The organism is Streptomyces griseus subsp. griseus, assembly GCF_000720255.1.
In the GTDB taxonomy this organism is placed as follows: Bacteria; Actinomycetota; Actinomycetes; order Streptomycetales; family Streptomycetaceae; genus Streptomyces; species Streptomyces griseus_I.
Genome location: NZ_JOJE01000001.1, coordinates 357813 through 383584, shown reverse-complemented (window position 1 = coordinate 383584; position 25772 = coordinate 357813). Strand labels below are relative to the sequence as shown.

At 71.3% G+C, this 25772-nt stretch carries 22 protein-coding genes; 12 read left to right on the top strand and 10 right to left on the bottom strand.

Annotated features, from left to right (window positions below; all coding sequences use genetic code 11):
• The first annotated feature begins 247 nt into the window (after window positions 1-247).
• From IG99_RS44055 to IG99_RS01720, 6 genes are all read left to right on the top strand, one after another.
• Window positions 248-1840, top strand: coding sequence for a TraR/DksA family transcriptional regulator (locus IG99_RS44055; RefSeq protein WP_078947483.1), 1593 nt, complete (start codon window positions 248-250; stop codon window positions 1838-1840).
• A gap of 79 nt (window positions 1841-1919) precedes the next feature.
• The gene (gene lspA / locus IG99_RS01740) at window positions 1920-2624 is read left to right on the top strand and encodes a signal peptidase II (RefSeq protein ID WP_037668840.1); all 705 of its coding nucleotides are present in this window, start codon (window positions 1920-1922) and stop codon (window positions 2622-2624) included.
• Between the two features lie 38 nt (window positions 2625-2662).
• The gene (locus IG99_RS01735) at window positions 2663-3607 is read left to right on the top strand and encodes an RluA family pseudouridine synthase (RefSeq protein ID WP_037668838.1); all 945 of its coding nucleotides are present in this window, start codon (window positions 2663-2665) and stop codon (window positions 3605-3607) included.
• Window positions 3604-4074 (top strand): GNAT family N-acetyltransferase, encoded by a 471-nt coding sequence (locus IG99_RS01730; protein WP_037668837.1) that lies wholly within the window; start codon window positions 3604-3606, stop codon window positions 4072-4074. The genes IG99_RS01735 and IG99_RS01730 overlap by 4 nt, the downstream gene beginning before the upstream one ends.
• Before the next feature lie 73 nt (window positions 4075-4147).
• Window positions 4148-5734, top strand: a complete 1587-nt coding sequence (locus IG99_RS01725) for a Na+/H+ antiporter (RefSeq protein WP_037668836.1) — start codon at window positions 4148-4150, stop codon at window positions 5732-5734.
• Between the two features lie 58 nt (window positions 5735-5792).
• Window positions 5793-6533: an SDR family NAD(P)-dependent oxidoreductase gene (locus IG99_RS01720; RefSeq protein ID WP_037668835.1), complete on the top strand. Its 741-nt coding sequence runs from the start codon at window positions 5793-5795 to the stop codon at window positions 6531-6533.
• A 36-nt stretch (window positions 6534-6569) separates the two neighbouring features.
• On the opposite strand, the gene IG99_RS01715 is transcribed toward IG99_RS01720, so the two are convergent.
• Complete coding sequence (locus tag IG99_RS01715) at window positions 6570-7751, bottom strand: mechanosensitive ion channel family protein (protein WP_078947482.1); 1182 nt, start codon at window positions 7749-7751, stop codon at window positions 6570-6572.
• Between the two features lie 116 nt (window positions 7752-7867).
• On the opposite strand from IG99_RS01715, the gene IG99_RS01710 reads away from it, so the two are divergent.
• Complete coding sequence (locus tag IG99_RS01710) at window positions 7868-8437, top strand: dienelactone hydrolase family protein (RefSeq protein ID WP_037669592.1); 570 nt, start codon at window positions 7868-7870, stop codon at window positions 8435-8437.
• 20 nt (window positions 8438-8457) lie between these two features.
• Here IG99_RS01710 and IG99_RS01705 read toward each other — a convergent pair whose 3' ends face one another.
• The 4 genes from IG99_RS01705 to IG99_RS01690 all read right to left on the bottom strand — a co-directional run bounded on the left by IG99_RS01705 (window position 8458) and on the right by IG99_RS01690 (window position 13194).
• Window positions 8458-10128 carry an alkaline phosphatase D family protein gene (locus IG99_RS01705; protein ID WP_037668832.1) on the bottom strand — a complete coding sequence of 557 codons (1671 nt, stop codon included), beginning with the start codon at window positions 10126-10128 and terminating at the stop codon, window positions 8458-8460.
• Between the two features lie 91 nt (window positions 10129-10219).
• Complete coding sequence (locus IG99_RS01700) at window positions 10220-11032, bottom strand: thioredoxin domain-containing protein (protein WP_037668830.1); 813 nt, start codon at window positions 11030-11032, stop codon at window positions 10220-10222.
• A 75-nt stretch (window positions 11033-11107) separates the two neighbouring features.
• Window positions 11108-11800, bottom strand: coding sequence for a hypothetical protein (locus IG99_RS01695; protein ID WP_037668828.1), 693 nt, complete (start codon window positions 11798-11800; stop codon window positions 11108-11110).
• A gap of 68 nt (window positions 11801-11868) precedes the next feature.
• A complete protein-coding gene (locus IG99_RS01690; protein WP_037668827.1) occupies window positions 11869-13194 on the bottom strand; it encodes a DUF2252 domain-containing protein in 1326 nt (441 codons plus the stop codon).
• A gap of 180 nt (window positions 13195-13374) precedes the next feature.
• Between IG99_RS01690 and dnaE the strand changes: the two genes are divergently transcribed.
• The gene (gene dnaE / locus IG99_RS01685) at window positions 13375-16914 is read left to right on the top strand and encodes a DNA polymerase III subunit alpha (RefSeq protein WP_037669589.1); all 3540 of its coding nucleotides are present in this window, start codon (window positions 13375-13377) and stop codon (window positions 16912-16914) included.
• A 95-nt stretch (window positions 16915-17009) separates the two neighbouring features.
• Here the strand turns inward: dnaE and IG99_RS49470 are convergent, their stop codons facing one another.
• Window positions 17010-17171, bottom strand: coding sequence for a hypothetical protein (locus tag IG99_RS49470; protein ID WP_199815434.1), 162 nt, complete (start codon window positions 17169-17171; stop codon window positions 17010-17012).
• A 225-nt stretch (window positions 17172-17396) separates the two neighbouring features.
• Here IG99_RS49470 and IG99_RS01680 point away from each other — a divergent pair, with 225 nt between their 5' ends.
• The 4 genes from IG99_RS01680 to IG99_RS01665 all read left to right on the top strand — a co-directional run bounded on the left by IG99_RS01680 (window position 17397) and on the right by IG99_RS01665 (window position 21408).
• A complete protein-coding gene (locus IG99_RS01680; protein WP_037668826.1) occupies window positions 17397-18620 on the top strand; it encodes an NYN domain-containing protein in 1224 nt (407 codons plus the stop codon).
• Between the two features lie 143 nt (window positions 18621-18763).
• Window positions 18764-19783 (top strand): ABC transporter ATP-binding protein, encoded by a 1020-nt coding sequence (locus tag IG99_RS01675; RefSeq protein WP_051864834.1) that lies wholly within the window; start codon window positions 18764-18766, stop codon window positions 19781-19783.
• A gap of 76 nt (window positions 19784-19859) precedes the next feature.
• Window positions 19860-20678 carry an ABC transporter permease gene (locus IG99_RS01670; RefSeq protein WP_037668823.1) on the top strand — a complete coding sequence of 273 codons (819 nt, stop codon included), beginning with the start codon at window positions 19860-19862 and terminating at the stop codon, window positions 20676-20678.
• A 34-nt stretch (window positions 20679-20712) separates the two neighbouring features.
• Window positions 20713-21408 carry a DUF2567 domain-containing protein gene (locus tag IG99_RS01665; protein WP_037668820.1) on the top strand — a complete coding sequence of 232 codons (696 nt, stop codon included), beginning with the start codon at window positions 20713-20715 and terminating at the stop codon, window positions 21406-21408.
• Between the two features lie 147 nt (window positions 21409-21555).
• On the opposite strand, the gene ybaK is transcribed toward IG99_RS01665, so the two are convergent.
• The 4 genes from ybaK to IG99_RS01645 form a co-directional block, all read right to left on the bottom strand.
• Complete coding sequence (ybaK, locus tag IG99_RS01660; RefSeq protein ID WP_037668815.1) at window positions 21556-22056, bottom strand: Cys-tRNA(Pro) deacylase; 501 nt, start codon at window positions 22054-22056, stop codon at window positions 21556-21558.
• Between the two features lie 16 nt (window positions 22057-22072).
• A complete protein-coding gene (locus IG99_RS01655) occupies window positions 22073-22813 on the bottom strand; it encodes an LON peptidase substrate-binding domain-containing protein (protein WP_037668813.1) in 741 nt (246 codons plus the stop codon).
• A gap of 11 nt (window positions 22814-22824) precedes the next feature.
• Window positions 22825-23868: a hypothetical protein gene (locus tag IG99_RS01650; RefSeq protein WP_037668811.1), complete on the bottom strand. Its 1044-nt coding sequence runs from the start codon at window positions 23866-23868 to the stop codon at window positions 22825-22827.
• A 158-nt stretch (window positions 23869-24026) separates the two neighbouring features.
• A complete protein-coding gene (locus tag IG99_RS01645) occupies window positions 24027-25604 on the bottom strand; it encodes an oxidoreductase (protein ID WP_037668808.1) in 1578 nt (525 codons plus the stop codon).
• Window positions 25605-25772: the final 168 nt, after the last annotated feature.

Here is a 25772-nt window from a genome sequence, read left to right as displayed (position 1 = left end):
CCCTGGTCGCCGGGCCGGGCGGGCGGCCGGGGTGCCCCGGATGGAGCGGCGCGTCTGTCCGGATTCCAGGAGCGTGAGCTCGGCGGATTACCCGGCGGGGAGCTGGGCACAACGCAGGCAGGCTTGTCGCGTGGTACTCGCGGGGCGGGCGAATCGGGCGGCGTGCCCCGTTGCCGCGGGACTCAAGTCGATTTATCGTCCCAGCACGATTCGCGTGCAAGATCACAATATGTGAAGGGGCCGCGGCATGGTGGGTAAGAAGACCGCCGTAGAGCAGTCGGCGTCGGGCAGGTCCACGCGTGCCAAGGCCTCCGGCGGTGCGGCCAAGGACGTCGGCGGGAAGAAGAGCACTCAGGCGGCCGCCGAGGTGGCTCATGGGACACGCGTGGCTCCTGAGGCGACGCCGACGACCTCGGCCTCGCCACTGAAGCGGGTGAGGACGGCGGCGAAGAAGGCCGCCACGAAGGCGGCGGCGGTGAAGACGGTCGCCACTGAGACAGCGGTGAGCTTCCCGGCCGGGAAGAAGGCGGCAGGGAAGAAGGCGGCAGGGAAGAAGGCAGCCGGGCTGGGGGCGGCCGGGCTGGGGGCGGCCGGGCAGGAGACGGTCCGGCAGGAAGCGGCCGGGATGGAGGCGGCTGGGCAGGAGACGGCCCGGCAGGAAGCGGCCGGGTTGGAGGCGGCTGGGCAGGAGACGGCCCGGCAGGAAGCGGCCGGGTTGGAGGCGGCTGGGCAGGAGACGGCCGGGATGGAGACGGCTGGGAAGAAGGCGGGCCGGCAGGGAACGGCTGGGCAGGAGACGGACTCCACCACGGCCGTCGCGAAGCAGGAAGCTTCCACAAAGGCCGTGTCGAAGAAGGCCGCTGTCACCAAGACCACTGCGAAGAAGACGGCCGCTGCCAAGAAGGCCGCGAGCGAGACGGCTGCCCCGAAGACGGCCGCTGCCAAGAAGGCCGCCACCAAGACTGCCGCCGCCACCAAGACTGCCGCCGCCACCAAGACCGCCGCCGCCTCGAAGACCCCCGCCGCCTCGAAGGCCGCCGCGAAGAAGGTGACCGCGAAGAAGGCGGGCGGGAAGAAGGCCACCGCCGCGGAGAAGCGGGCCGCCGTGGAGGTCGTGGACGTGGGGGAGAAGGAGGGGGCCGGGAAGAGGGCCACGGCGGCGAAGGCGGCCGGGAGGAAGACCGGTGCTTCGAAGGCGGCCGGCGGGGAAGAGGTCGCGACAGCGGGTGCGGCAGTCGAGGCGAAGGGTGCCGTGCGGAAGGGCGGCGCGGGCAAGGGCGGCGCCCCGAAGGGCGCGGCCAAGAAGAGAACGTCGAAGAGAGTGGGCGCGGCCCAGGCCGCGGAGCAGACGGGAGCCACGGACGTGGTTGCGAAGAAGACTCCTGGCACGGCCACGGCGGCGCAGACCGCCGTACCCAAGGCACGCGTCGGCGCGGTGGAGCCGGGCGAGCTCGCGGTGCGCCCCGGTGAGGACCCCTGGACGACGGAAGAGGTCGACGAGGCGCGCACCGAGTTGCAGTCCGAGGCGACACGGCTGCGCGAGGAGATCGAGGCGTCCGAGGCGTCCCTGGTGGGCCTCATGCGAGATTCCGGGGACGGAGCGGGCGACGACCAGGCGGACACCGGCACCAAGAACATCACGCGCGAGCACGAGATGGCGCTGGCCGCCAACGCGCGCGAGATGATGATCCAGACCGAGCGCGCCCTGGAACGGCTGGACGCGGGCACGTACGGCCTGTGCGAGAGCTGCGGCAATCCCATCGGCAAGGCCCGCATGCAGGCCTTCCCGCGGGCCACGCTGTGCGTCGAGTGCAAGCAGAAGCAGGAGCGCCGGTACTGACCTGCGGCGCCCGGCGGGTCCTGGCGCGGGGCGTGCCGTACCCTCGTCCTCAGTCAGGTACCTAGGTTGAGGGACTCACGTGGCAGAGGCGGAGCGCATCATCGGTACGCCGGACACCCCGGACGCGGCACGGGCCGAGCAGGAGCGGCCCGGCGACGGGGCCGCGTCGGAGGCGCGGTCCGGTGCCGAGGGGACCGCGTCCCCGGCCGGCGGTTCCGGCACCGGCGGTTCCGGCACCGGCGGGGCGTCGACGGTGACCGGTGCCGAGGAGCGGGACGACGCCGGCGCGCGGCCCAGGGGCCGGCGGCGCGTCGCCGTGCTCTTCGCGGTCGCGGCCTTCGCGTACGCCCTGGACCTGGTCAGCAAGCTGATCGTGGTCGCCAAGCTGGAGCACCACGCGCCGATCGAGATCATCGGGGACTGGCTGAAGTTCGAGGCGATCCGCAACGCGGGCGCCGCGTTCGGCTTCGGCGAGGCCTTCACCGTGATCTTCACGGTGATCGCCGCGTCCGTGATCGTGGTGATCGCCCGGCTCGCCCGCAAGCTCTACAGCCTGCCCTGGGCGATCGCCCTCGGCCTGCTGCTGGGCGGGGCGCTCGGCAACCTCACCGACCGGATCTTCCGCTCGCCGGGCGTCTTCGAGGGCGCCGTGGTCGACTTCATCGCGCCCAAGCACTTCGCGGTGTTCAACCTCGCCGACTCGGCGATCGTGTGCGGTGGCATCCTGATCGTGCTGCTGTCCTTCCGCGGCCTCGACCCGGACGGAACCGTCCACAAGGACTGAGTGCCGGGGCAGTCGGACCCGTCCGGCATACTCGACGGGTGAGCACGATTCCCGAGATCCGCACCCTGCCCGTGCCCGACGGCCTGGAGGGCGAGCGCGTCGACGCCGCCATCTCCCGCATGTTCGGCTTCTCCCGTACGAAGGCCGCCGAGCTCGCCGCGGCGGGGAAGGTCACGGTCGACGGCTCGGTGGTCGGGAAGTCCGAGCGGGTGCACGGCGGGGCCTGGCTGGAGGTCGAGATGCCGCAGGCGCCCGCCCCCGTGCAGGTCGTCGCGGAGCCGGTCGAGGGCATGGAGATCGTGCACGACGACGACGACGTGGTCGTGATCGTCAAGCCGGTCGGCGTCGCCGCCCACCCCTCGCCCGGCTGGAGCGGCCCCACCGTCATCGGCGGCCTCGCCGCAGCCGGGTACCGCATCTCCACCTCCGGCGCCGCCGAGCGCCAGGGCATCGTGCACCGCCTCGACGTGGGCACCTCCGGCCTGATGGTGGTGGCCAAGTCCGAGTACGCGTACACGTCGCTGAAGCGCCAGTTCAAGGAGCGCACGGTCGACAAGCGCTACCACACGCTCGTCCAGGGCCACCCCGACCCGACCAGCGGCACCATCGACGCGCCCATCGGCCGCCACCCCCAGCACGACTACAAGTGGGCGGTCACGGCCGAGGGCAAGCCGTCCGTCACGCACTACGACCTGATCGAGGCGTTCCGCTCGGCCTCCCTGCTCGACGTGAAGCTGGAGACCGGCCGCACGCACCAGATCCGCGTGCACATGGCGGCCCACCGCCACCCCTGCGTCGGCGACCTCACCTACGGCGCCGACCCGACCCTCGCCAAGCGGCTGCACCTGACCCGCCAGTGGCTGCACGCCGTACGGCTGGGCTTCGAGCACCCCGGCGACGGCCGGTGGGCCGAGTTCGAGAGCGACTACCCCGCCGACCTCCAGAAGGCCCTCGACCAGGTCCGTGAGGAGACGTACGCGTGAGTCCGCCCGCGTACGAGGTGCGCGTCGCCGAGGATCCCGCCGACCGGGAGGCGTGCTTCGCGGTGCGCAAGGAGGTCTTCGTCGCCGAGCAGGGCGTCCCGCGGGAGATCGAGTACGACGCGTACGACGCCGAGGCGGTGCATGTGCTGGCGGTCCGGGAGGACGGGGTGTCCCTCGGGACCGGACGGCTGCTGTTCGGGGAGGCCGCCGCCGCGAAGACCGGCGGCGACCCGTCGGTCGGGTCGCTGGGGCGGCTCGCCGTGGCGCGGGCGGCGCGCGGACTCGGTGTCGGGGCGGCGCTGGTGCGGGCCGTCGAGGAGGCGGCCCGCGCGCGCGGCCTGACCGCCGTGGATCTGCACGCGCAGACGCAGGCGCTGGGTTTCTACGAGCGGTTGGGGTACGAGGCGTACGGACCCGAGTTTCCGGACGCGGGCATACCGCACCGGGCGATGCGGCGCGTGCTCTGAGCCGAGGGCGTACGGGCGCGACGTGGCAGGCTTGAGGTCTGTCCGTTGACGTCTACCGTGTGGAGCGCTGAGCGTGGATCAGCTGGCCCTGTTGTTCGTCCTGTTGCTCGGGGCCGTGGTGAGCGTCCCGGTGGGGGATCGCTTCGGGCTGCCGGCGCCGGTGCTGATGACGTTGCTCGGGATCGTGCTCGCGGTGCTCGACTTCGTGCCGAACGTGAGCGTCCCCCCTGATCTGATCCTGCCCCTGCTGCTGCCCCCGCTGCTGTACGCCGCCGTACGGCGCACGTCCTGGCGGCAGTTCACGGCCAACAAACGGCCGATCTTCCTGCTGGCCGTGGCGCTGGTGTTCGTCACCACCTGCTGTGTGGCCGCCGTCGCGAGCGCGATCGTGCCGGGGCTGCCCGTCGCCGCCGCGCTGGCGCTCGGGGCGCTGGTCGCGCCGCCCGACCCGGTGGCCGCGACCGCCGTCGCCGGGCAACTCGGGCTGCCGCGCCGGCTGGTGTCGATACTGGAGGGCGAGGGGCTCTTCAACGACGTGACGGCCATCGTGCTGTACCACGTGGCGATCGCCGCCGCCGTCAGCGGCTCCTTCTCGCCGTGGAAGGCGGGGCTGGACCTGGTGCTGTCCGCCGTGGTCGCCGTGGCGGTCGGGGTCGGGCTGGGCTGGGGCGCCAACAAGCTGATGGACCTGCTGGGCGACGCGACCCTGCAGATCGGGCTTACCCTGCTGGTGCCGTACGCCTCCTACGTGATGGCGGAGGAGTTCCACGGGTCCGGCGTACTCGCCGTGCTCACCACCGCGTTGTTCCTCGCCGAGTACGCGACCGATCCCGACGACGTGATGACGCGGCTCGCCGGGCACACCTTCTGGGACATCGTCGACACGCTCGTCACCGGTGTCGCGTTCGGGCTGATCGGTCTGGAGCTGCACAACGCGATCCGGACGGCGTCCGGGCGGTGGGGCGAGATGCTCGGGTGGGCGGCGACGATCGTGGTCGTGGTGGTGTTCGTACGGCTGGCCTGGCTGCTGCCGGCGACGTGGCTGACCAAGCGGCTGCATGCCCGCAAGGACCACGACGAGGACATCCCGATGGGCTGGCGGGAGACCGTCGTGATGTGGTGGTCGGGGATGCGGGGGGTCGCCTCGGTGGCGCTGGCGCTGGCGATTCCGCTGGAGACCGACGACGGGACGGCGTTCCCCAACCGCGACGAGATCGTCTTCATCGCGTTCGGCGTGATCATGGTGACGCTGGTGTTGCAGGGGCTCACGCTGCCCTGGCTGGTGCGGCGGCTCGGGGTGCGGGCGGACACGGACCGCGAGAAGGACTTCGAGAAGGCGCTGGCGGTACGGGCGGCGAAGGCGGCGAAGCGCAGGCTGCGGGAGATCGAGGCGGAGGAGGAGCTGCCGGAGGAGTTGTCCGAGCAGATGGTGCGGCGGGCCTTCGACATCGGGTTGCGGATCAGCCCGGACATGGGCGAGGACGAGCGCCGGGAGGGGCACCAGCACCGGGTGCGGCGGCTGAAGCGGATCCGGCGTATTCAGGGCGAGATGCTGAGCGCCGCGCGGCATGAGGTGGTGGCGGCGCGGAGTGAGCCCGGAGCGGACCCGGAGGTGGTGGACCGGGTGCTTCGGCATCTGGACGTGCGCAGCTTGCGGTGAGGGAAATGCCCCCCCGGGTCCCGGGGCTGTCCGCCCGGCCTTTGTAGGGTGGGTTGTTATGGCTAGGAATGTTGTGATCAGTGGCGGTGGAACAGGAATTGGGCTTGCGGCGGCGCGGGAGTTCGCCGCGGAAGGGGATCGCGTGCTGCTGCTCGGGCGGCGCGCCGAGGTGTTGGAGAAGGCCGGGGTGCCGGGGGTGTTGACCTACGCCGCCGACCTCAGCGATCCGGCCGGGGTGCGCGGGGTCGCCGACTTCGTGGCCCGGGAGCTCGGGGCCGTGGACGTGCTCATCCACAGCGCCGGAGGCAGCGGGCAGCTGGAGCCCCAGCCCGACGACGAGGACCCGCTCGAGGCGGTCGCCCACCAGTGGACCGTGAACTTCCGGCTCAACGTCCTGACCGCGGCGCTGCTCACGGAAGCCCTGAAGGAACGGCTCGCCGAGCCCGGGGGACGGGTGCTGTTCCTCAGCTCCATCGCCGCCTACCGAGGGTCCGGCAGCGGGGCGTACGGCGCCGCCAAGGCCGCACTGCACCCGTACGCCCATGACCTGGCGCGGCAGTTGGGGCCGCGGGGTATCACCGTGAACGTCGTCGCGCCCGGCTACATCGAGGACACCGAGTTCTTCGGGGGCCGGATGGACGAGGCCCGGCGGGAGCGGCTCGTCGGCGAGACCTCCACCGGGCGTGCCGGTACGCCCGGGGACGTCGCCGCCACTCTGCACTGGCTGGCGTCCCCGGGCGCCGGGCACATCACCTCACAGGTCGTCCAGGTCAACGGAGGCGCGGAGCGCGGTCACTGACGGCCTTCTCCGCCGGCGCCCCGTGCGCGGCGGCTCCTACGCGCGACGCGGTACCGCGCCCTCGCGGGAACCGTCGCGCGACGAGCCGCCGCGGGACCGGTCGCCATTGCTCCGGTCGCCGTTGCCGTAGCCACCGTCGCTGTGGCCGTTGCTGCCGTTGGGCCGGTCGCCGTTGGTCCGGCTCGGCGGCAGTACCGCGTCCGCCGTGTTGACGCGGGGCAGCGCGTACGGGTGCTCCTGGGACAGCCAGCGGATCATCCCTTCGCGGACCTTCACCCGGACCGTCCAGATGTCGTCCGCGTCCTTGGCCGTCACCAGCGCACGCACCTGCATGGTGTTCGGCGTGGTGTCCGTGACGTCGAGACCGTAGGCGCGGCCGTCCCAGGCCGGGCACTCGCGCAGGATGTCCTTCAGCTTGTCGCGCATCGCCTCCACCGGTGCCGTGTGGTCGACGTGCCAGTACACGATGCCGGTCATCTGCGGCGTGCCGCGCGACCAGTTCTCGAACGGCTTGGAGGTGAAGTACGAGACCGGCATGGTGATCCGGCGCTCGTCCCATGTCCGAACCGTCAGGAAGGTCAGCGTGATCTCCTCGACGGTGCCCCACTCGCCGTCCACCACGACCGTGTCGCCGATGCGCACCATGTCGCCGAAGGCGATCTGAAGTCCGGCGAACAGGTTGCTCAGCGTGGACTGGGCGGCCACACCGGCGACGATGCCGAGGATTCCGGCGGAGGCCAGCAGCGAGGCGCCCGCCGCGCGGAACGCGGGGAACGTCAGCAGCATCGAAGCCCCCGCCACCACACCGACGACGGCGGAGACCACGCGCATGATCAGCGTCACCTGGGTCCGCACACGCCTGACCCGGGCGGCGTCGTGGTGCATGCGCGCGTAGCGCGAGTACGACGTCTCGACGATCGCCGCCGCGATCCGGATCACCAGCCACGCCGCCGACCCGATCAGCACCAGCGTCAGCGTCCGGCCGATGCCGACCTGGTGCTCCTGAAGCAGCTCCGCCTCGTCGTACGACCCTCTCAGCATCGCCGCGCACAGCACGAGCTGGTACGGGATGCGGCCGCGGCGCAACAGCCCCCACAGGGGCGTCTCGGGGTGCCGGGTGTCGGCCTTGCACAGCAGTCGGTCGGTGGCCCAGCCGATGAGCAGGGTCAGGGCGAGCGAGCCGCCGACCACGATCAGGGGGCGGAGTAGAATCTCCATGCCTTCGAACGTAACCGGCCGAGCGGGGCCGTGAACATGTGGCTTTTGTGAAGAGGAACACGATCGTGCCGCCGGCCCGGCCCGGCCCGGCCGACACCGGCTGGCACCATGGCCTCATGAACATCATGCTCTTCCACTCGACCTTCGGACTGCGTCCCGCGGTGCGCGCGGCGGCGGACCGGCTGCGTGCCGCCGGGCACCAGGTGTGGACGCCGGACCTCTTTGAGGGGCGCACGTTCGACACGGTCGAGGAGGGCATGGCCTTCAACGACGAGATCGGCAAGGACGAACTGCTGAAGCGGGCGGTGCTGGCGGCCGCCCCCTACTCGGAGCGCGGGCTCGTGTACGCGGGGTTCTCGCTCGGCGCCTCCGTCGCGCAGACCCTCGCCCTCGGCGACGAGAAGGCGCGCGGGTTGCTGCTCCTGCACGGCACCTCGGACCTCGCGCCGAACACGTCCGTCGACGAACTGCCGGTCCAGCTGCACGTGGCCGAGCCGGACCCGTTCGAGACGGACGACTGGCTCAGCGCCTGGTACCTCCAGATGGGCAGAGCGGGCGCCGACGTGGAGGTGTACCGGTACGCCGGGGCCGGCCACCTGTACACCGACCCCGACCTGCCGGACTACGACGAGGAGGCCGCCGAGGCCACCTGGCGGGTGGCACTCGGCTTCCTCGAAACCCTCTGACAGGTTGCGGGTCGTCATACCTAGACCGGGTCGTACGTCCGCTCCACCTTCTGCGTGCCGCTGCGCGTGCGGTACGAGCGGGTCCAGGCCGAGGCCGCGTCAACCTTCGTGCGGTCGGACAGGACGTAGTAGTCCATCTGCGCTCGGTCGGCGGTGATGTCCAGGACCCCGTAGCCGTGGCGGTCGGTGTCGACCCAGTGCACATGCCGGTTGGCGGCCTTGATGACCGGTGAGGCGAGCGCCGAGACCGTGCCCTCGGGGACCTTCACGAGGTCGTCGAGGTTGTCCGAGGTCACCGAGGTGACCACGAACTCGGTGGCGGCGGACGCCGACAGCGGGTAGGTCCCGGCGTCCACCGGCACGTCGTTGGCCCACGCCATGTGGATGTCGCCGGTCAGGAAGACGGTGTTGCGGATGGCGTTCGAGCGCAGGTGGGCCAGCAGTTCACGGCGGTCGTCGGTGTAGCCGTCCCACTGGTCGGTGTTGAGGGCCAGGCCCTCCTGCGGCAGCCCCAGCAGCTTGGCGAGCGGCTTGAGCAGGTCCGCGGAGAGGGAGCCGATGGCGAACGGCGAGATCATCACCGAGTTGCCCACCAGCCGCCAGGTGGTGTCGGACGCCTTCAGACCCGCCTTCAGCCAGTCGAGCTGGGCGCGCCCGGTGAGCGTACGGTCCGGGTCGTCGACCGAGCCGTTGCCGACGCCGACCTGCTGCGAGCGGAAGGAACGCAGGTCGAGCAGCGACAGGTCGGCGAGTTTGCCGAAGCGCAGCCGGCGGTAGGTGGTGCCCGCGACGGCCGTGCGGACCGGCATCCACTCGAAGTACGCCTGCTTGGCAGCCGCCTGACGCGCCGCCCAGGTGCCCTCCGTGCCCTCGGTGTGGTTCTCCGCGCCGCCCGACCAGGCGTCGTTGGCGAACTCGTGGTCGTCCCAGATCGCGATGACCGGCGCCTTCACGTGCAGCGCCTGGAGGTCCGGGTCCGTCTTGTACTTGGCGTGCCGGGTCCGGTAGTCGGCGAGCGTGAGGATCTCGTGGGCCGGCGCGTGCTGCCGTACGACGGTGCCGCGCGTCCCGTACTGACCGGTGCCGTACTCGTAGATGTAGTCGCCGAGGTGCAGCCATGCGTCCAGGTCGCCGCGTGCGGCGAGATGGCGGTAGGCGGAGAAGTAGCCGGCCTCCCAGTTGGCGCAGGAGACCACGCCGAAGCGCAGGCCCGCCACGGAGGCGTTCGCCGCCGGCGCGGTGCGGGTACGCGCCACCGGTGAGTCCGTGCCGCCGGCCGAGAACTGGAACCAGTAGTCCGTGGCCGGTTCCAGGCCTCGGACGTCGGCCTTGACGGTGTGGTCGGATGCGGCGGTCGCCGTGACGGAGCCCTTGGCGACGATGTTCTTCAGCGCCTTGTCCGTGGCGACGGTCCAGCTGACCTCGGTGTCCGGGCCGAGCCCCGAGCCGGGTATCGCCTCGGTGGTCGGCGTCACCCGGGTCCACAGCAGGACGCCGTCGGGCAGCGGGTCGCCGGAGGCGAGACCGTGCAGGAAGGCGGGTGCGTCGGTGGCGGCCCGGGCGGGCAGCGCGGCGGTGAGGGGACCTGCCAGGACGGCGGTGGCTGCCGCGGCCTTGACGACCGTACGGCGGCGCGGCGCAAGCGAGTTGACGGGGTGGGCGCTCTCGGATGATCTGTAAGGACTGGTCACGGGCGATCAGATTACTGACCAGTACGGCCGAAGAGCGGGCGAACTGGAAAAGTTCGCCCGCTCTTCGGCTTGAGGTCGGCTCAGGCCCGCGTCAGCCCTTCAGCGCCGCCTCGATCGCGGTGTTGAAGTCGGCCACCGTCATCGGCGCGTTCTTGCCGTCGGAGCCGGTCAGCTTCTTGCCGTCCATCATCAGCGTCGGAGTCCCCTGGACACCGCTCTTGTCAAAGGTCTTCGACATGTCCAGCGCCCACTTGTCGTAGGTGCCGTCCTTCACGGCCTTCTGGAAGGCCGCGTTGCCCTTCAGCGCGGGGACGGTGTCGGCCACCTTGATCAGGTAGGCGTCGTCCTTGAACTTGTCGTCGTCCTCTTTGGGGTGCCACTTCGCCGAGTACAGCGCGGTCTTGTACTCCTTGAAGGCATCGGAGCTGACGTTGAGCGCCGCGCCCATGGCGCTGAGGGCGTTCTTGGAGCCCTCGCCGCCCAGGTTGCCGTCGAGGAAGGTGGCGCCCACGTACTGGATCTTGAACTTGCCGGCATCGAGGTCCTTCTCGACCGTCGAACCGACGGTCTGCTCGAACTGGGCGCAGATCGGGCAGCGCGGGTCCTCGTACATCACGAGGGTCTTCTTGGCGGTGCTCTTGCCGTAGACGACGGTGGTGCCGTCGGTGCCGGTGGTGTTGGCCGGCTTGACGAGCTTGTCGTCCTTCGCGGCCTCCCAGTAGCTGGGCTTGTTGCCCTGGACGACCGCGTAGCTGATGCCGCCGGCTATCGCGAGGACGCCGACCACGGAGCCGGCCACGATGGCCTGCCGCTTGATCTTGTTCCGCTTGGCCTGACGCTCGCGCTCCTGGCGCAGCCGCTCACGGGCGGCGTTCTTCGAGGCCTGGCTGTTCCGCTTGCTCATGGTGGTGATCTCCGTAGGGGACGCACACGTCGTGTGCGGAGTACGTATGGGGGACTGGTGGCGCTCGGGCAGCTGTCAGGCGACAGCGGCCGAGCACGGCGGTCCGCGCCGTCCCAGGGAGTGCACGAGGATCAGTTCGCGGGCGGTCGCCGTACGGCGGACCGGGCGCGGCAGGCGACGGACCTGCGGGGTGAGCCGCACGCCCACGGAGGCGAAGGCCAGCAGCAGCGGCCGGAAGGTCGTCGCGGTCACCGCCCGCAGCACCTGGGCCAGCGCCCGCTCGCCGCGGCGCAGCCAGGCGGCGGCCAGGAAGCCCACGCCGACGTGCGCGCCGAGCAGCAGCCAGGCGGTGGCCGGGTCCGCGTGGGCGAGCAGGGCGGCCAGCCGGTCGCCGTGGGCGCCGGGCACCTGGGCCAGCGGGGTGCCCACGTCGGTGGCGCCGCCGCACAGGACGTTCCAGCCGACCGAGCGCAGGGGGCCGGCGACCGGGCCGCCCGCGGGGCCGTAACAGACGTGCTGGCCGGTGGTGAACAGGGTGTCGGCCGCCAGCTCCAGCGGTACCAGCAGGGCGGCGATCCGCCCGAAACCGCGCTCGCGGCCCGCGAGGGTGTACGCGAGCACGAACACGGCGACCGCGACGGCGGCCACCGTGTTCAGCGGCAGCGGGGCCCGCGACAGCAGCACGTGCGACGCGGTGCTGAGCGTCACGACGAGTGCCGTGAACAGCGCCGCGCGTACGACTCTGAGGTGGGTCCCGGATATGTCCATAGCGGAGGAGAGTGTGTCACGTGGTCCTGTAAGAGACCCCTAAAGGGTGCCTGTGAGAACCCGTTCCGTCACAGACCCGGAATCCGGCCGTTGCGGAACAGGTCCACGAAGATCTGGTGGTCGGCACGCGCGCGTGCGCCGTAGCTGTGCGCGAACTCCACCAGGAGCGGCGCGAAGCCCTCCTCGTCGGCCGCGATCGCCGCGTCGATGGCCCGCTCGGTGGAGAAGGGCACCAGGGACTCGCCGGACTGGTCGTCGGCGGCCGAGTGCATCGTGGCCGTGGCCCGGCCCAGGTCGGCGACGACGCCCGCGATCTCCTCCGGGTCGTCGATGTCGCCCCAGTCCAGGTCGACCGCGTACGGCGAGACCTCGGCGACCAGCTGGCCCGCGCCGTCCAGCTCGGTCCAGCCCAGCCACGGGTCCGCGTGCGCCTGGAGGGCGCGCTGGGAGATCACCGTGCGGTGGCCCTCGTGCTGGAAGTAGCCGCGGATCTCAGGGTCCGTGATGTGCCGGGAGACGGCCGGGGTCTGGGCCTGTTTGATGTAGATCACGACGTCGTTCTCCAGGGCGTCGCTGTGGCCCTCCAGGAGGATGTTGTACGACGGCAGGCCCGCGGAGCCGATGCCGATGCCGCGGCGGCCCACCACGTCCTTCACCCGGTAGGAGTCCGGGCGGGCGAGAGAGGTCTCCGGGAGGGTCTCCAGATAGCCGTCGAAGGCGGCGAGGACCTTGTAGCGCGTGGCGGCGTCCAGCTCGATGGAGCCGCCGCCCGCGGCGAACCGGCGCTCGAAGTCACGGATCTCGGTCATCGAGTCCAGCAGCCCGAAGCGGGTCAGCGAGCGGGCGTCGCGCAGCGCGTCCAGGAGGGGGCCCTGGGCGGTGTCCAGGGTGAAGGGCGGGACCTCGTCGCTCTTGGCGCCGGTGGACAGGGCGTGGATGCGCTCGCGGTACGCGCCCGCGTACACCCGCACCAGTTCGGTGATCTGCTCGTCGCTGAGCGCCTTCGCGTACCCGATGAGGGCGATCGAGGCGGACAGGCGCTTCAGGTCCCACGTGAAGGGGCCGACGTAGGCCTCGTCGAAGTCGTTGACGTTGAAGATCAGCCGGCCGTTGGCGTCCATGTAGGTGCCGAAGTTCTCGGCGTGCAGGTCGCCGTGGATCCACACGCGCGAGGTGCGCTCGTCCAGGTAGGGGCCGCCCCGCTTCTCCGCGTCCTGGTCGTGGTAGAAGAGCGCGGCCGTGCCCCGGTAGAACGCGAAGGCCGAGGCCGCCATCTTCCGGAACTTCACGCGGAACGCGGCCGGGTCGGCGGCCAGGAGCTCGCCGAAGGCGGTGTCGAAGACGGCGAGGATCTCCTCGCCGCGGTGCTCGTCGTTGAGCTGCGGAACCGACATCGCTGGGTGCCTCCTGGTGCGGTACGTGCACGACAGTGTCTCTGCCGTGTCCAACGCACGAAGGTACGCGGAGGTGCCCGCTGAGTGTCAGAGTCGAGGCATAGACTTCGACGCTGTCGCCGGACCGTCCGCCGCCGGTCGGGCATCCGTAAAAGTACGTTTTCCTTGGAGGCCGAAACCGTGTCGAAGCCGCCGTTCACGCACCTGCACGTCCACACCCAGTACTCGTTGCTGGACGGTGCCGCGCGGCTGAAGGACATGTTCAACGCCTGCAACGAGATGGGCATGACACACATCGCCATGTCCGACCACGGCAACCTGCACGGGGCGTACGACTTCTTCCACTCCGCGCAGAAGGCCGGAATCACCCCCATCATCGGCATCGAGGCGTACGTCGCGCCCGAGTCGCGCCGCAACAAGCGCAAGATCCAGTGGGGCCAGCCGCACCAGAAACGGGATGACGTCTCCGGTTCCGGTGGCTACACCCACAAGACGATCTGGGCGGCGAACAAGACCGGCCTGCACAACCTCTTCCGGCTCTCCTCCGACGCGTACGCCGAGGGCTGGCTGCAGAAGTGGCCCCGGATGGACAAGGAGACCATCTCCCAGTGGTCCGAGGGGCTCATCGCCTCCACCGGCTGCCCCTCCGGGGAGGTCCAGACCCGGCTGCGCCTCGGCCACTTCGACGAGGCCCTCAAGGCCGCCGCCGACTACCAGGACATCTTCGGCAAGGACCGCTACTTCCTGGAGCTGATGGACCACGGCATCGACATCGAGCACCGGGTCCGCGACGGCCTGCTGGAGATCGGCAAGAAGCTCGGCATCCCGCCCCTGGTGACGAACGACTCGCACTACACGTACGCGCACGAGGCGAGCGCGCACGACGCGCTGCTGTGCATCCAGACCGGCAAGAACCTCTCCGACCCGGACCGCTTCAGGTTCGACGGCACCGGCTACTACCTGAAGTCCACGGACGAGATGTACGCCATCGACTCCTCGGACGCCTGGCAGGAGGGCTGCGCCAACACCCTCCTGGTAGCCGAGCAGATCGACACCACCGGCATGTTCGAGGCCAAGAACCTCATGCCGAGGTTCGACATCCCGGAGGGCTACACCGAGGTCAGCTGGTTCAAGGAGGAGGTCCGCCGCGGCATGGAGCGCCGCTTCCCCGGCGGCATCCCCGACGACCGGCAGAAGCAGGTCGAGTACGAGATGGACGTCATCATCCAGATGGGGTTCCCGGGGTACTTCCTCGTCGTCGCCGACTTCATCATGTGGGCCAAGAACAACGGCATCGCGGTGGGCCCGGGGCGAGGCTCCGCGGCCGGTTCGATCGTCGCGTACGCCATGGGCATCACCGACCTCGACCCGATCCCGCACGGCCTGATCTTCGAGCGGTTCCTCAACCCCGAGCGCGTCTCCATGCCCGATGTCGACATCGACTTCGACGAGCGCCGACGCGTCGAGGTCATCCGGTACGTGACGGAGAAGTACGGCGCCGACAAGGTCGCCATGATCGGCACCTACGGCAAGATCAAGGCCAAGAACGCGATCAAGGACTCCGCGCGCGTGCTGGGCTACCCGTACGCGATGGGCGACCGTCTCACCAAGGCGATGCCCGCCGACGTCCTCGGCAAGGGCATCGACCTCAACGGCATCACCGACCCCTCGCACCCACGCTACGGCGAGGCGGGCGAGATCCGCGGGATGTACGAGAACGAGCCGGACGTGAAGAAGGTCATCGACACCGCCAAGGGCGTCGAGGGCCTGGTCCGGCAGATGGGCGTGCACGCCGCCGGCGTGATCATGTCCAGCGAGACCATCACCGAGCACGTTCCTGTGTGGGTGAGGCACACCGACGGCGTGACCATCACCCAGTGGGACTACCCGAGCTGTGAGTCGCTCGGCCTGCTGAAGATGGACTTCCTCGGCCTGCGCAACCTGACGATCATGGACGACGCCGTCAAGATGGTGAAGTCCAACAAGGGCGTCGACCTGGAGCTGCTGAGCCTCCCGCTGGACGACCCCAAGACCTTCGAACTGCTCCAGCGCGGCGACACCCTCGGCGTCTTCCAGTTCGACGGCGGCCCCATGCGCTCGCTGCTGCGGCTGATGAAGCCCGACAACTTCGAAGACATCTCCGCCGTCTCCGCGCTCTACCGTCCCGGCCCGATGGGCATGGACTCGCACACCAACTACGCGCTCCGCAAGAACAAGCTCCAGGAGATCACCCCGATCCACAAGGAGCTGGAGGAGCCCCTCGAAGAGGTCCTGGCGGTCACCTACGGCCTGATCGTCTACCAGGAGCAGGTGCAGAAGGCCGCCCAGATCATCGCCGGTTACTCGCTCGGCGAGGCCGACATCCTCCGCCGTGTGATGGGCAAGAAGAAGCCCGAGGAACTGGCGAAGAACTTCGTCCTGTTCCAGAAGGGCGCCCGCGAGAAGGGCTACAGCGACGAGGCCATCCAGGCGCTGTGGGACGTGCTGGTCCCCTTCGCGGGCTACGCCTTCAACAAGGCGCACTCCGCCGCGTACGGCCTGGTCTCGTACTGGACCGCCTATCTGAAGGCGAACTACCCCGCCGAGTACATGGCGGCGCTGCTGACGTCCGTCAAGGACGACAAGGACAAGTCGGCCGTCTACCTCAACGAGTGCCGCCGCATGGGCATCAAGGTGCTCCCGCCGAACGTCAACGAGTCCATGTCCAACTTCGCCGCCCAGGGCGACGACGTGATCCTCTTCGGCCTGTCCGCCGTCCGCAACGTCGGCACCAACGTCGTCGAGTCGATCATCAAGTGCCGCAAGGCCAAGGGGAAGTACACCTCCTTCCCGGACTACCTCGACAAGGTCGACGCGGTCGTCTGCAACAAGCGCACCACGGAGTCCCTGATCAAGGCCGGCGCCTTCGACTCCATGGGCCACACCCGCAAGGGCCTCACCGCACAGTACGAGCCGATGATCGACAACGTGGTCGCGGTCAAGCGGAAGGAGGCCGAGGGCCAGTTCGACCTCTTCGGCGGAATGGGGGAGGAGACCAGCAGCGAGCCCGGCTTCGGACTCGACGTGACCTTCACCGACGACGAGTGGGACAAGACGTACCTGCTCGCGCAGGAGCGCGAGATGCTCGGCCTCTACGTCTCCGACCACCCGCTGTTCGGCCTGGAGCACGTGCTGTCCGACAAGGCCGACGCGGGCATCGCCCAGCTCACCGGCGGTGAGCACGCCGACGGAGCCGTGGTGACGATCGGCGGCATCATCTCCGGCCTGCAGCGCAAGATGACCAAGCAGGGCAACGCCTGGGCGATCGCCACGGTCGAGGACCTCGCGGGCTCCATCGAGTGCATGTTCTTCCCGGCGACGTACCAGCTGGTTTCGACCCAACTCGTCGAGGACGCCGTCGTGTTCGTCAAGGGCCGCCTCGACAAGCGCGAGGACGTGCCGCGGCTCGTCGCGATGGAGCTCCAGGTCCCCGACCTGTCCAACGCGGGCACCAACGCGCCCGTCGTCCTCACCATCCCGGCCACCCGGGTCACCCCACCGATGGTCAGCCGCCTCGGCGAGATCCTCAGCCACCACCGGGGCGACAGCGAGGTCCGCATCAAGCTCCAGGGCCCGACGAAGACCACGGTGCTGCGCCTGGACAAGCACCGGGTCAAGCCCGACCCGGCGCTCTTCGGCGACCTGAAGGTGCTGCTCGGCCCGTCCTGCCTGGCCGGCTGAGGACCTCCACGGAGGAGTGATCACACGAAGGGGCGCATCCGAGACCGGATGCGCCCCTCACGGTGCTCGGGCTGCAACAGCCCTTTACGCAGACATCAGTTGTGACCGAAGCGCTTCTGACGGCCCTTGTGCGCCAGGTCACCAGGGGGCACCTGGGCGGCGTGCTGCTCGTTCTGCGGCTCCATCACGGACTGCGGGGCCTGCTGCCCGCGGTCGGACTGCGACTGCTTGCGGTCACGGTTCTTGTTCTTGGCCATGGTGATCTGCCTCCTGTGGGTGATCTAGGGGCCAGGGCCGGGACCAGATTCACATAGGCTGGCAAGTGACGCATTTCGGATAATTACCGTGTGTGACAGGCCTTGGTCGGAGAGCGCGGCCCCGAAACGCCACGCCGAAGATCGAGTTCCGGCCGTTAACCCCCGCGCCGTCGGGCAGACTCGAAGCAGGCCCGAAGCAAACCTCCCGGGAAGAGGGTGAGTCGTGTGGACCGCTGCATCGTCCTGGTGGACGCCGGGTATCTGCTGGGGGCCGCCGCCAGCCTCCTCGCAGGGGAGCCCTCGCGGTCCCGCATCACCGTCGAGCACGCCGCCCTGATCCAGGGGCTGCGCGAGCAGGCCGAATCGGACACGCAGCGCCCCCTGCTGCGCATCTACTGGTTCGACGGCGCCCCCGACCGCGTCCCCCAGCCCGAACACCGACGCCTGCGCGTCATGCCCCGGGTCACCGTCCGGCTGGGCGCCCTGACCCGCAGCGACGGCCGATGGGCGCAGAAGGGCGTGGACGCCGCCATGCACGCCGAGCTCACCGAGCTGGCCCGCAACCGCGCCTGCTCCGACGTCGTCCTCGTCACCGGCGACGGTGACCTGCTGCCGGGCATGATGGCCGCCAAGGAACACGGGGTGGCCGTACACCTGTGGGCCGTGCAGGCCGCCGACGGCGACTACAACCAGTCCGAGGACCTCGTCGCCGAGGCCGACGAACGGCGCGTGCTCGACCGCGCGTGGATCACCAAGGCCGTACGGGCCAAGGATCTGGGCGGCATCTGCGCGCCGCCGCCCGCGCCGCGCCCCGAGATCGCCGCGATCCTCTCCGCGCCGCTGCCCGACTCCGCGCTCGCCCCCGCCGCCGAGCGGCCCGCCGAGGAGCGGGAGCACACCCCCGCTGCCACCGCCTCCGAGAACGGCACCCAGGAGCGCGGGCACGCCACCAAGGGCGTCCCCACCCCCAAGGACCTGGCCGCGCTGCGCTCGCACGGAGCGCACCCCGCGCAGCACCCCGCGACCGCGACCCTGCGCTGGTCCTCCGACAAGGGCTGGGTCGACCGGCCCGGCGGCGCGGCGGAACCGCCCGAGGTCGCCTCCATGCCGACGCTCGCGCAGCTGACCACGGCGGAGCAGCGGTGGGCAGACCGGGAGGAGGACATCACCACCGTGGGCGGGGACCCGTACGAGGTGGGACAGGTCTTCGCACGCCGGTGGATGGAGCGGCTCGGCGACCAGAGCCACCTCCAGAAGCTGTCGACCATGTACCCCCGGATCCCGCATCGCGTCGATGGCGAGCTGCTCCGGTACGCGGCCCGGTTCGGGCTGCTGGCCCACAAGGACGACCAGATCGACGAGCACGACCGCTATGCGATCCGGGCCGGGTTCTGGCGGGAGGTCGATGTGCGCACGGCCGCCGAGCGGGTGCCGGCCGGGGAGCAGTGAACCGCTCGCGGTGACGTCGGCACCACCGGGCCGCCACGCCGTGGTTGAGCGGCGTTGCGGTGGTTTGTCGTGACCGGCGGATTCGCGGCCGGGGGCCCACCCGAAAGCGGGCCGGGCCGCTGGACCCCGTAGTCTCGTCCCTTGTGAGTACGCGCGCGGCACCGGTGATCCGGCACAGTGACGAGGTCGCGTGTGCCGTGCGCGGGCTGACGAAGACCTATCCGGCGGTACGCGGCCGCCGCGGCGCTCCCGGGACCCCCGAGATCCGGGCCACCGACGACGTGGCCCTGGACGTCCGGCGGGGTGAGATCTTCGGGCTGCTCGGTCCGAACGGGGCGGGCAAGACCACCCTCGTCCGCCAGCTCACCGGCCTGATGCGGCCCGACACCGGCACGGTCGAGATCCTCGGGCACGACATCGTGCGCCACCCCGAGCGCGCCGCGCGGATCCTCGCCTACCTCGGGCAGGAATCCTCCGCCCTCGACGAGCTGACCGTGGCCCTCGCCGCCGAGACGACCGCGCGGCTGCGCGGCCTGGACGTCCGGCCGGCCCGCGCCGAGCGGGACGCCGTACTGGAGGAACTGGGCCTCACGGCGATCGCCGGGCGGCCCCTGAAGAAACTGTCCGGCGGGCAGCGGCGGCTGGCCTGCTTCGCCACCGCGCTGGTCGGGGAGCGGCCGCTGCTCGTGCTCGACGAGCCCACCACCGGGATGGACCCGGTGGCACGGCGGGCCGTGTGGGCCGCCGTCGACCGGCGACGGGCGGAGCGCGGGACGACCGTGCTGCTCGTCACCCACAACGTCATCGAGGCGGAGACCGTCCTCGACCGGGTCGCCGTCCTCGATCAGGGGCGCGTCATCGCCTGCGACACGCCCGCCGGGCTCAAGGAGCAGGTCGCCGACGAGGTACGGGTGGAGCTGGTGTGGCGCGAGCGGGCGCCGCTGGAGGTGCCGGAGGTCGCCGTGCTGCGGGACCGGGCCGTCGCCTCCGGACGCCGCTGGACGCTGCGGCTGGCCCCCGAGGAGGCCCGCGCGGTCGTCGCGACCGTCACCGGCGGCGCCGCGTTCGCCGCGCTCGACGACTTCACGCTGGCCACGCCGAGCCTGGAGGACGTCTACCTGGCGCTGGGCGGCGCCACCCGACAGGGGCTGGTGAAGGCATGAGCACGCGAGCCTCCGGATCCGTACGGAACAGCGCTACGACAGGCCCTGAGGCCGAAGCGAAGAGGAGCTGCGCGACGTGAGTGTCGTACCCGCCGAGGTTGTGCCGGGCAGCGCGCGGGCCGGGCGGTCCGCCGCCCCGGCCGCCGAGCTCGGGCCGCGGGCGCGGCTGTGGCCGTCGCTGGTGGCCGTGTACCGGGCGCAGCTCTCGCGGGCCCGGGTGGCGCGCATCCCGCTGCTGTTCGTGGCGACCTTCCAGTCGGTCGGCATCCTGATCATGATGCGCGGGGTCGTGGACGGCGGGAGCGAGGCGGAGTCGGTGGTGGCCGGGTCGGCGGTGCTCGTCGTCGCCTTCGTCGCGCTGAACCTGCTCGCCCAGTACTTCGGGCAGCTGCGGGCCAACGGGGGCCTCGACCACTACGCCACCCTGCCCGTGCCGCCGGCGGCGGTCGTGCTGGGCGCGGCGGGGGCGTACGCCTCCTTCACCGTGCCGGGGACCGTCGTCACCGCCGTGTTCGGGTGTGTGCTGTTCGGGCTGCCGCTGACGCACCTGTGGGTGCTCCTGGCGGTGATCCCGCTCGCGGGCGCCGCGCTGTCCGGGCTCGGCGCGGCCCTGGGGCTGCTCGCGCCCCGGCCGGAGCTGGCCACGCTGCTCGGGCAGCTGGGCATGTCGGCGGCGCTGCTCCTCGGGGTGCTGCCGGCCGACCGGATGCCGGAGGTGGTGCGCCTCGCGCGGGACCTGCTGCCGTCGACGTACGGCGTGGAGGCCCTGGCACGCACCTTCGGGCCGCACCCCGACTGGGCGTACGTCCTCGGCGATCTCGCCGTGTGCGCCGGCGTCGGGGTCGTCTCGCTGGCCGTCGCGACCTGGGCGTACCGTCGGGCCGCCGTCCGGTGACGCGCCGCACAGGCGCGCCTGGCACGATGTCAGGGTGACCGCACCACTGACTCCGCCTCCGCACGAACCCTCCTCGCAGACCGCGCACTCCGCGCAGTCGTCGTCCGGAAAGGCGTGGCCGCCGGCGCCCGCCGGGTATACGGGTGTGGCGTCCGCGCCGCATGACGCCGTGTACGAACAGGACGGGCCCGGGATGAAGACCGAAGTGCGAGAGGCCGCCGTGGTGACCGTGGTGGTGGCGCTCTGCGGGGCGCTGCTCGGGGTGCTGTGGTGGTGGCTGGCGCCGCACGTGGCACTGGTCGGCGCGGTGCTGGAGGACGGCGGCTGGGTCGTGCTCGTCAAGGACACCGAGGGCGAGCAGGCGGTGGGCGTCGACGGAACGTTCACTCTGCTGGCGCTGGTGTTCGGAGCCGTGAGTGCGGTGGCCGTGTTCCTGTGGCGGCGTCGTGGGGGAGTGCCGCTGGTGGTGGCGCTGGCCGTCGGGGGGCTGCTGGGGTCGTTGCTGGCATGGCGGGTCGGGGTGTGGCTCGGGCCCACGTCGGACGTGATCGCGCACGCCAAGCAGGTGGGCAAGGGGGTGACGTTCTCGGCGCCGTTGCGGCTGGGGGCGAAGGGGGCGTTGCTGGCGTGGTCGCTTGCGGGGTTGTTGGTGCACGTGGGGCTGACGGCGCTGTTCGGGCCTCGGGATCCGGAGCCGGAGCAGGTTCCCTACGGGGCGCCGCCGGCCTAGGGGTGCGGGCACGGCGGCCCTGGGCAGGCGTTCTTCGCCCCCCGCCGCCCCTGCCCTTCCCGTCCCTGGGGGCCGCGTCCCCGGACCCCATCGGCCTGCGGCCTCGTCCTCGGACGCCGGACGGGCTGGAGTGCCCCACGGGGTGATTCAGCGGCCGATCGGGGCCAGTACCGCGTTCGTCAGCTTGGCCAGGGCGTCCGGGGAGAGTTCCACCTCCAGGCCCCGGCGGCCCGCCGAGACGCAGATCGTGGCGTGGGACGAAGCCGACGCGTCCAGGACCGTGGGGAGTTTCCTGCGCTGCCCCAGGGGGGAGATGCCGCCCCGGACGTAGCCGGTGGTGCGTTCCGCGAGGGTGGGGTCGGCCATGGCCGCCCGCTTGCCGCCCACCGCCGAGGCGAGCGCCTTGAGGTCCAGGGAGCCCGCGACCGGGACGACTGCCACCGTGAGAGTGCCGTCCACGTCCGCCACCAGGGTCTTGAAGACGCGGTCGGGGGAGACACCCATCGCCTCGGCCGCCTCCTCGCCGTAGGAGGGGTGGGCAGGATCGTGCTCGTAGGCGTGGACGGTGTAGTCCACGCCCGCTGTCGTCAGGGCCACCGTCGCGGGCGTGCCGCCCGACTGCTGCTGCCTCTTCGCCTTCTTCGCCATCGAGGGGTCCCCGGCCTCAGTTCAGACTCGTCGGGCCGCGCGTCAGGTCCGACGCGGGCAACGACGGCAGATTACGGATGATCGCCGTCTCCGAGCGAAGGAGTTTCAACTCGTCGCGCAGGCGGGACGCGGTGTCCGGCGCCTGGAGCAGACGCTGCTTGGTCGGCGTGTCCAGCATCATCGCCGCCGCGACCAGGTACGACACCACGGACGGCTCGTCGGGCAGCTCCGTACCGCCCGTCAGTGACCGTTCCCGTGCGCCCGCCAGCCGCTTCTGGTACTGGCGGAACGCCCGCAGCACGCCCTCCGCGATCGCCCCGGCCTCGTCGCCCGGCTCCTCCGGCAGCTCCTCCAGCTCCGCCGTGAGGAACGGGCCCGACGCCTCCACCGACAGCAGCCGCACCCGGGTCGTCCCCGTCGCCAGCACCTCGAAGGTGCCGTCGGCGCGCTCCCGGATCGTGGCCGCGTCGGCGACGCAGCCGATGCCGTGGAACGCCTTGGCCGGGTCGGCGCCGAACCCGGCGGCCGGCCCGCGTTCGGGCAGCGCCGTCTGGTCCGGCATGCCCGGCGAGGTGGTGGCCACCTCGTGGCCGTCGCGGATCGCCACGACGGCGAATCGGCGTGGGTCGTCCTCGGGGGCCTTCAGGAGCTCGCGCATCATGGCGCGATAGCGCTCCTCGAAGACGTTGAGCGGAAGCACGAGCCCCGGGAACAACACCGAGTCGAGGGGGAAGAGCGGCAGCCGGACGGTGGTCACGACGCAAGAGCCTAATGGCCCAGGGACCGCACGTGTCCGCCGTGCCCGCTCCTCGGATGCCACGGGGTGGGTGTGAGCCCGTGCATGACGGCCTCGCGCACCTCATCGTGGACCGCCAGAAAACGGCCCAGCGGGTCGTCGGACTCCCAGGCCCAGGGGAACGACGTGGCGTACGGCCCGGTCAGACGCAGCTGCTCCAGGGCCTCCGGCCAGCGGGTCAGCCGTACCAGGACGTACACCAGCAGGTTGCGCAGCTCGGCCGACCACGGGTCCTCCGCCGGGAACCGGGCGGAGAGCGCGATCGCCCGGTCCACCGCCTCGTCCAGCCGTGCGCGCGGCACCCCCGGCCCGCAGCCGTCGGCCAGGTAGGAGAAGGCCGCCAGCGCCGGCAGCGCCTGCAGGAGGGAGTCGGCGGGCGCGTCCTGGGCGGCCCGGTCGGCGAAGTTCATGCACTCGCGGTGCGAGCCGTGCCAGGCGGTCGCCAGATACCGCAACGCCGCGACATGACAGCCGAAGTGGTGCGGGGCCCGGCGGACCGCCGCCTCCCACAGCTCCTCGAAGTACGGGTGGCCCGCCTTGCTGCCGCGCGCGTGGTCCAGCGCGATCCGCCACGGCACGGGGTCGCGGTGGTCGGCCTGGGCGGCCGCCGTGATCAGCGGACTCACCTCGCGCAGCAGCTCGGTCCGGGCCGGGGACCCCCAGGCGCGGTCCACGGCCAGCTGGGCGGCGACCACCAGGGCGTCGGGGTCGCGCGGGGCGGTGGCGCGCCAGCGGTCCAGCCACTCGGCACGAGAGCGCGCGAAGGCGGCGAGCCGGGTCGCGTACCGGTCGCGCTCCTCCCACTCGGCTCTCTCACGGGTGACGGCGAGCAGCTCGGCGGCGGGTTCGTACGCGCCCCGCCCGGCCGCCACCAGGGCGGGTCCGAGGCGGCCGTCGGGCGCGTCGAGGAGCGCCCCGTCGTCGGCCGGGGAGGGCACGACGGCGGAGTGCGCGAGGATCCTGGTCATCCGGGAGGCGCGGATGAACGGGGGCAGCAGAGCCATGGTGCCGTCCATTGAAAAGCCGCAGGTCCGGGAGGCGCCAGGGGGTTCACAGAACCTGCCGAAAGTTGTACGTGCTCCAGTCAAGGGAGGGTAAAAGGTGAGTGTTCTTCATGTGTTCACCCCTCCTGGTTCCCTTCACTTTCCCGGGGTTTCACGAAGCTCGTGGGCCGTCAGCTGCGGCGCAGCAGCCGGGTCGCCCCCGCCGCCACCGTCGTCGCCAGGATCCAGCCGAGCAGGATCAGTGCGGCGGCCAGCCACTGCCAGCCGCCGCTCAGCTGCCACTGGCCGACCTGGCCCAGGTCGATGACCGGCAGGAGCAGGTCGAGGGCGAAGAGGGCGGGGTTCCAGGGCGGGTGCCCCTTCCCGTCGAGCGGAGGGTGGGCGGCGTGCGCGAAGGCCAGTGAGCCCGCCGCCCACAGCACCGCCATCCACACCGCGGCCCGGCCCGGCCGGTACCCGTAGGCCACCGTCCAGTCCTGCACGTACCCCCACAGCTTCGCGGCCGGTGGCAGCGTCTCGCGGCGGCGGCGCTGCTTGGCGAGCAGCACCTCGCGCGCGTCCTCGTCCTCACCGCCCTCCCGCAGCACGGCGGCGAGCCGTTCGTACGGCTCCGGGTTGTACTCGGCGGTCGCCGCGGCCACCCACTCCAGCCGCTCCGCCAGCGGGAACGGCCCCCTCGGCACCAGGGCCTCGTACGTGAAGCCGCCCATGTGCAGGTTTCCGGGGCCCGGCCAACTGCTCGCCCGGTCGACGAGGTTGACCACCCGCGCACCCGACAGCACCACCCGCCCGCGCGGCGGCCGCTCCCCGAGGAAGCGCAGCTCGGGCGTCTGCACCCGGCGCAGCGACAGCTCCTGCTCGTCGGTGAAGGCGAACCGGGCCTGCTGGAGGTCGACGGCGTCCCCGAACCGCCCGTCGTCCAGGCGCACCCCGCCCTGGCACTCGAAGCGCTGGACGCGGGTGCCGCGTGCCGGCGTCGTCCCGCTGAGCGTCTGGCCGCCGATGCCCGCCGGGGTCAGGTACAGCGTGCGCTCCACGGTGAGCTGCGGGGCGTTCAGCGCGAGTCGCGAGTACGGGTTGGCGAGCCGTGCGCCGCGCAGGCTCAGCGAGACGCCGACGGTGGCGCCGCGCAGGCTCAGCTCGCCGTGCGACTCGAGGAGCTCGGCCTGGAGGTCCTGGCCCACGTTCATGCCGTCCGCGGCGATCGAACGCCCGCTGCGGTCGCGGTACACGATCGCCTGGTTGAGCAGCAGGTCGGTGCCTATGTGGGCGTCGGTGAGCCGTACGCCGTTGTGGAAGCGGCAGCGCGGCAGGTGCAGGTCGCCCTCCGTGTGGACCCGCGCCGCCTCCAGGCGCGGCACCGAGCAGTCCACGAGGCGCACGGTGGTGAAGCGGGCCTCCGGCAGCAGCACCTCCCGCTCGAACCGGCAGCGCTTCAGCTCGACGTAGGGCACCACCGTGCCGCCCGCCAGGTCCAGGGTGCCGCTGATCTGTACGCCGGTGAGCTTCAGCGAGGACACCCGCCCGGCGAGCGCGGGCGGGCCGTCGAGCAGCAGCCAGGCCACGATGCGGGCCCGTACGGTCCGGGCCGGCCCCCACGGGTGCCCGCCGTGCGGATCGTCGACGACGGTGTCCCCGCTGCTCAGGTCGTACACCGTGCCGTTGCGGAACGCCTGCCACATGCCGGCCTCGGTGGCGGTCAGTTCTTCCGGCAGGTTCCCGTCCCGGGTGCCGGCACCCTCAGTCACTTTTCACGCCCCTCCAGTCACGCATCGTGTTCGTACACTCGTTCATGCCCACTGAGTGACGTCCCGAACGCAAGAGGTGAAGGGGATCTTCCGGGTTCCGGCCATGTTCTGTATCAGCCATTGATACGCGCGGACGACCCGCATTCGGGTTCTGAGAGAATTGGGCAT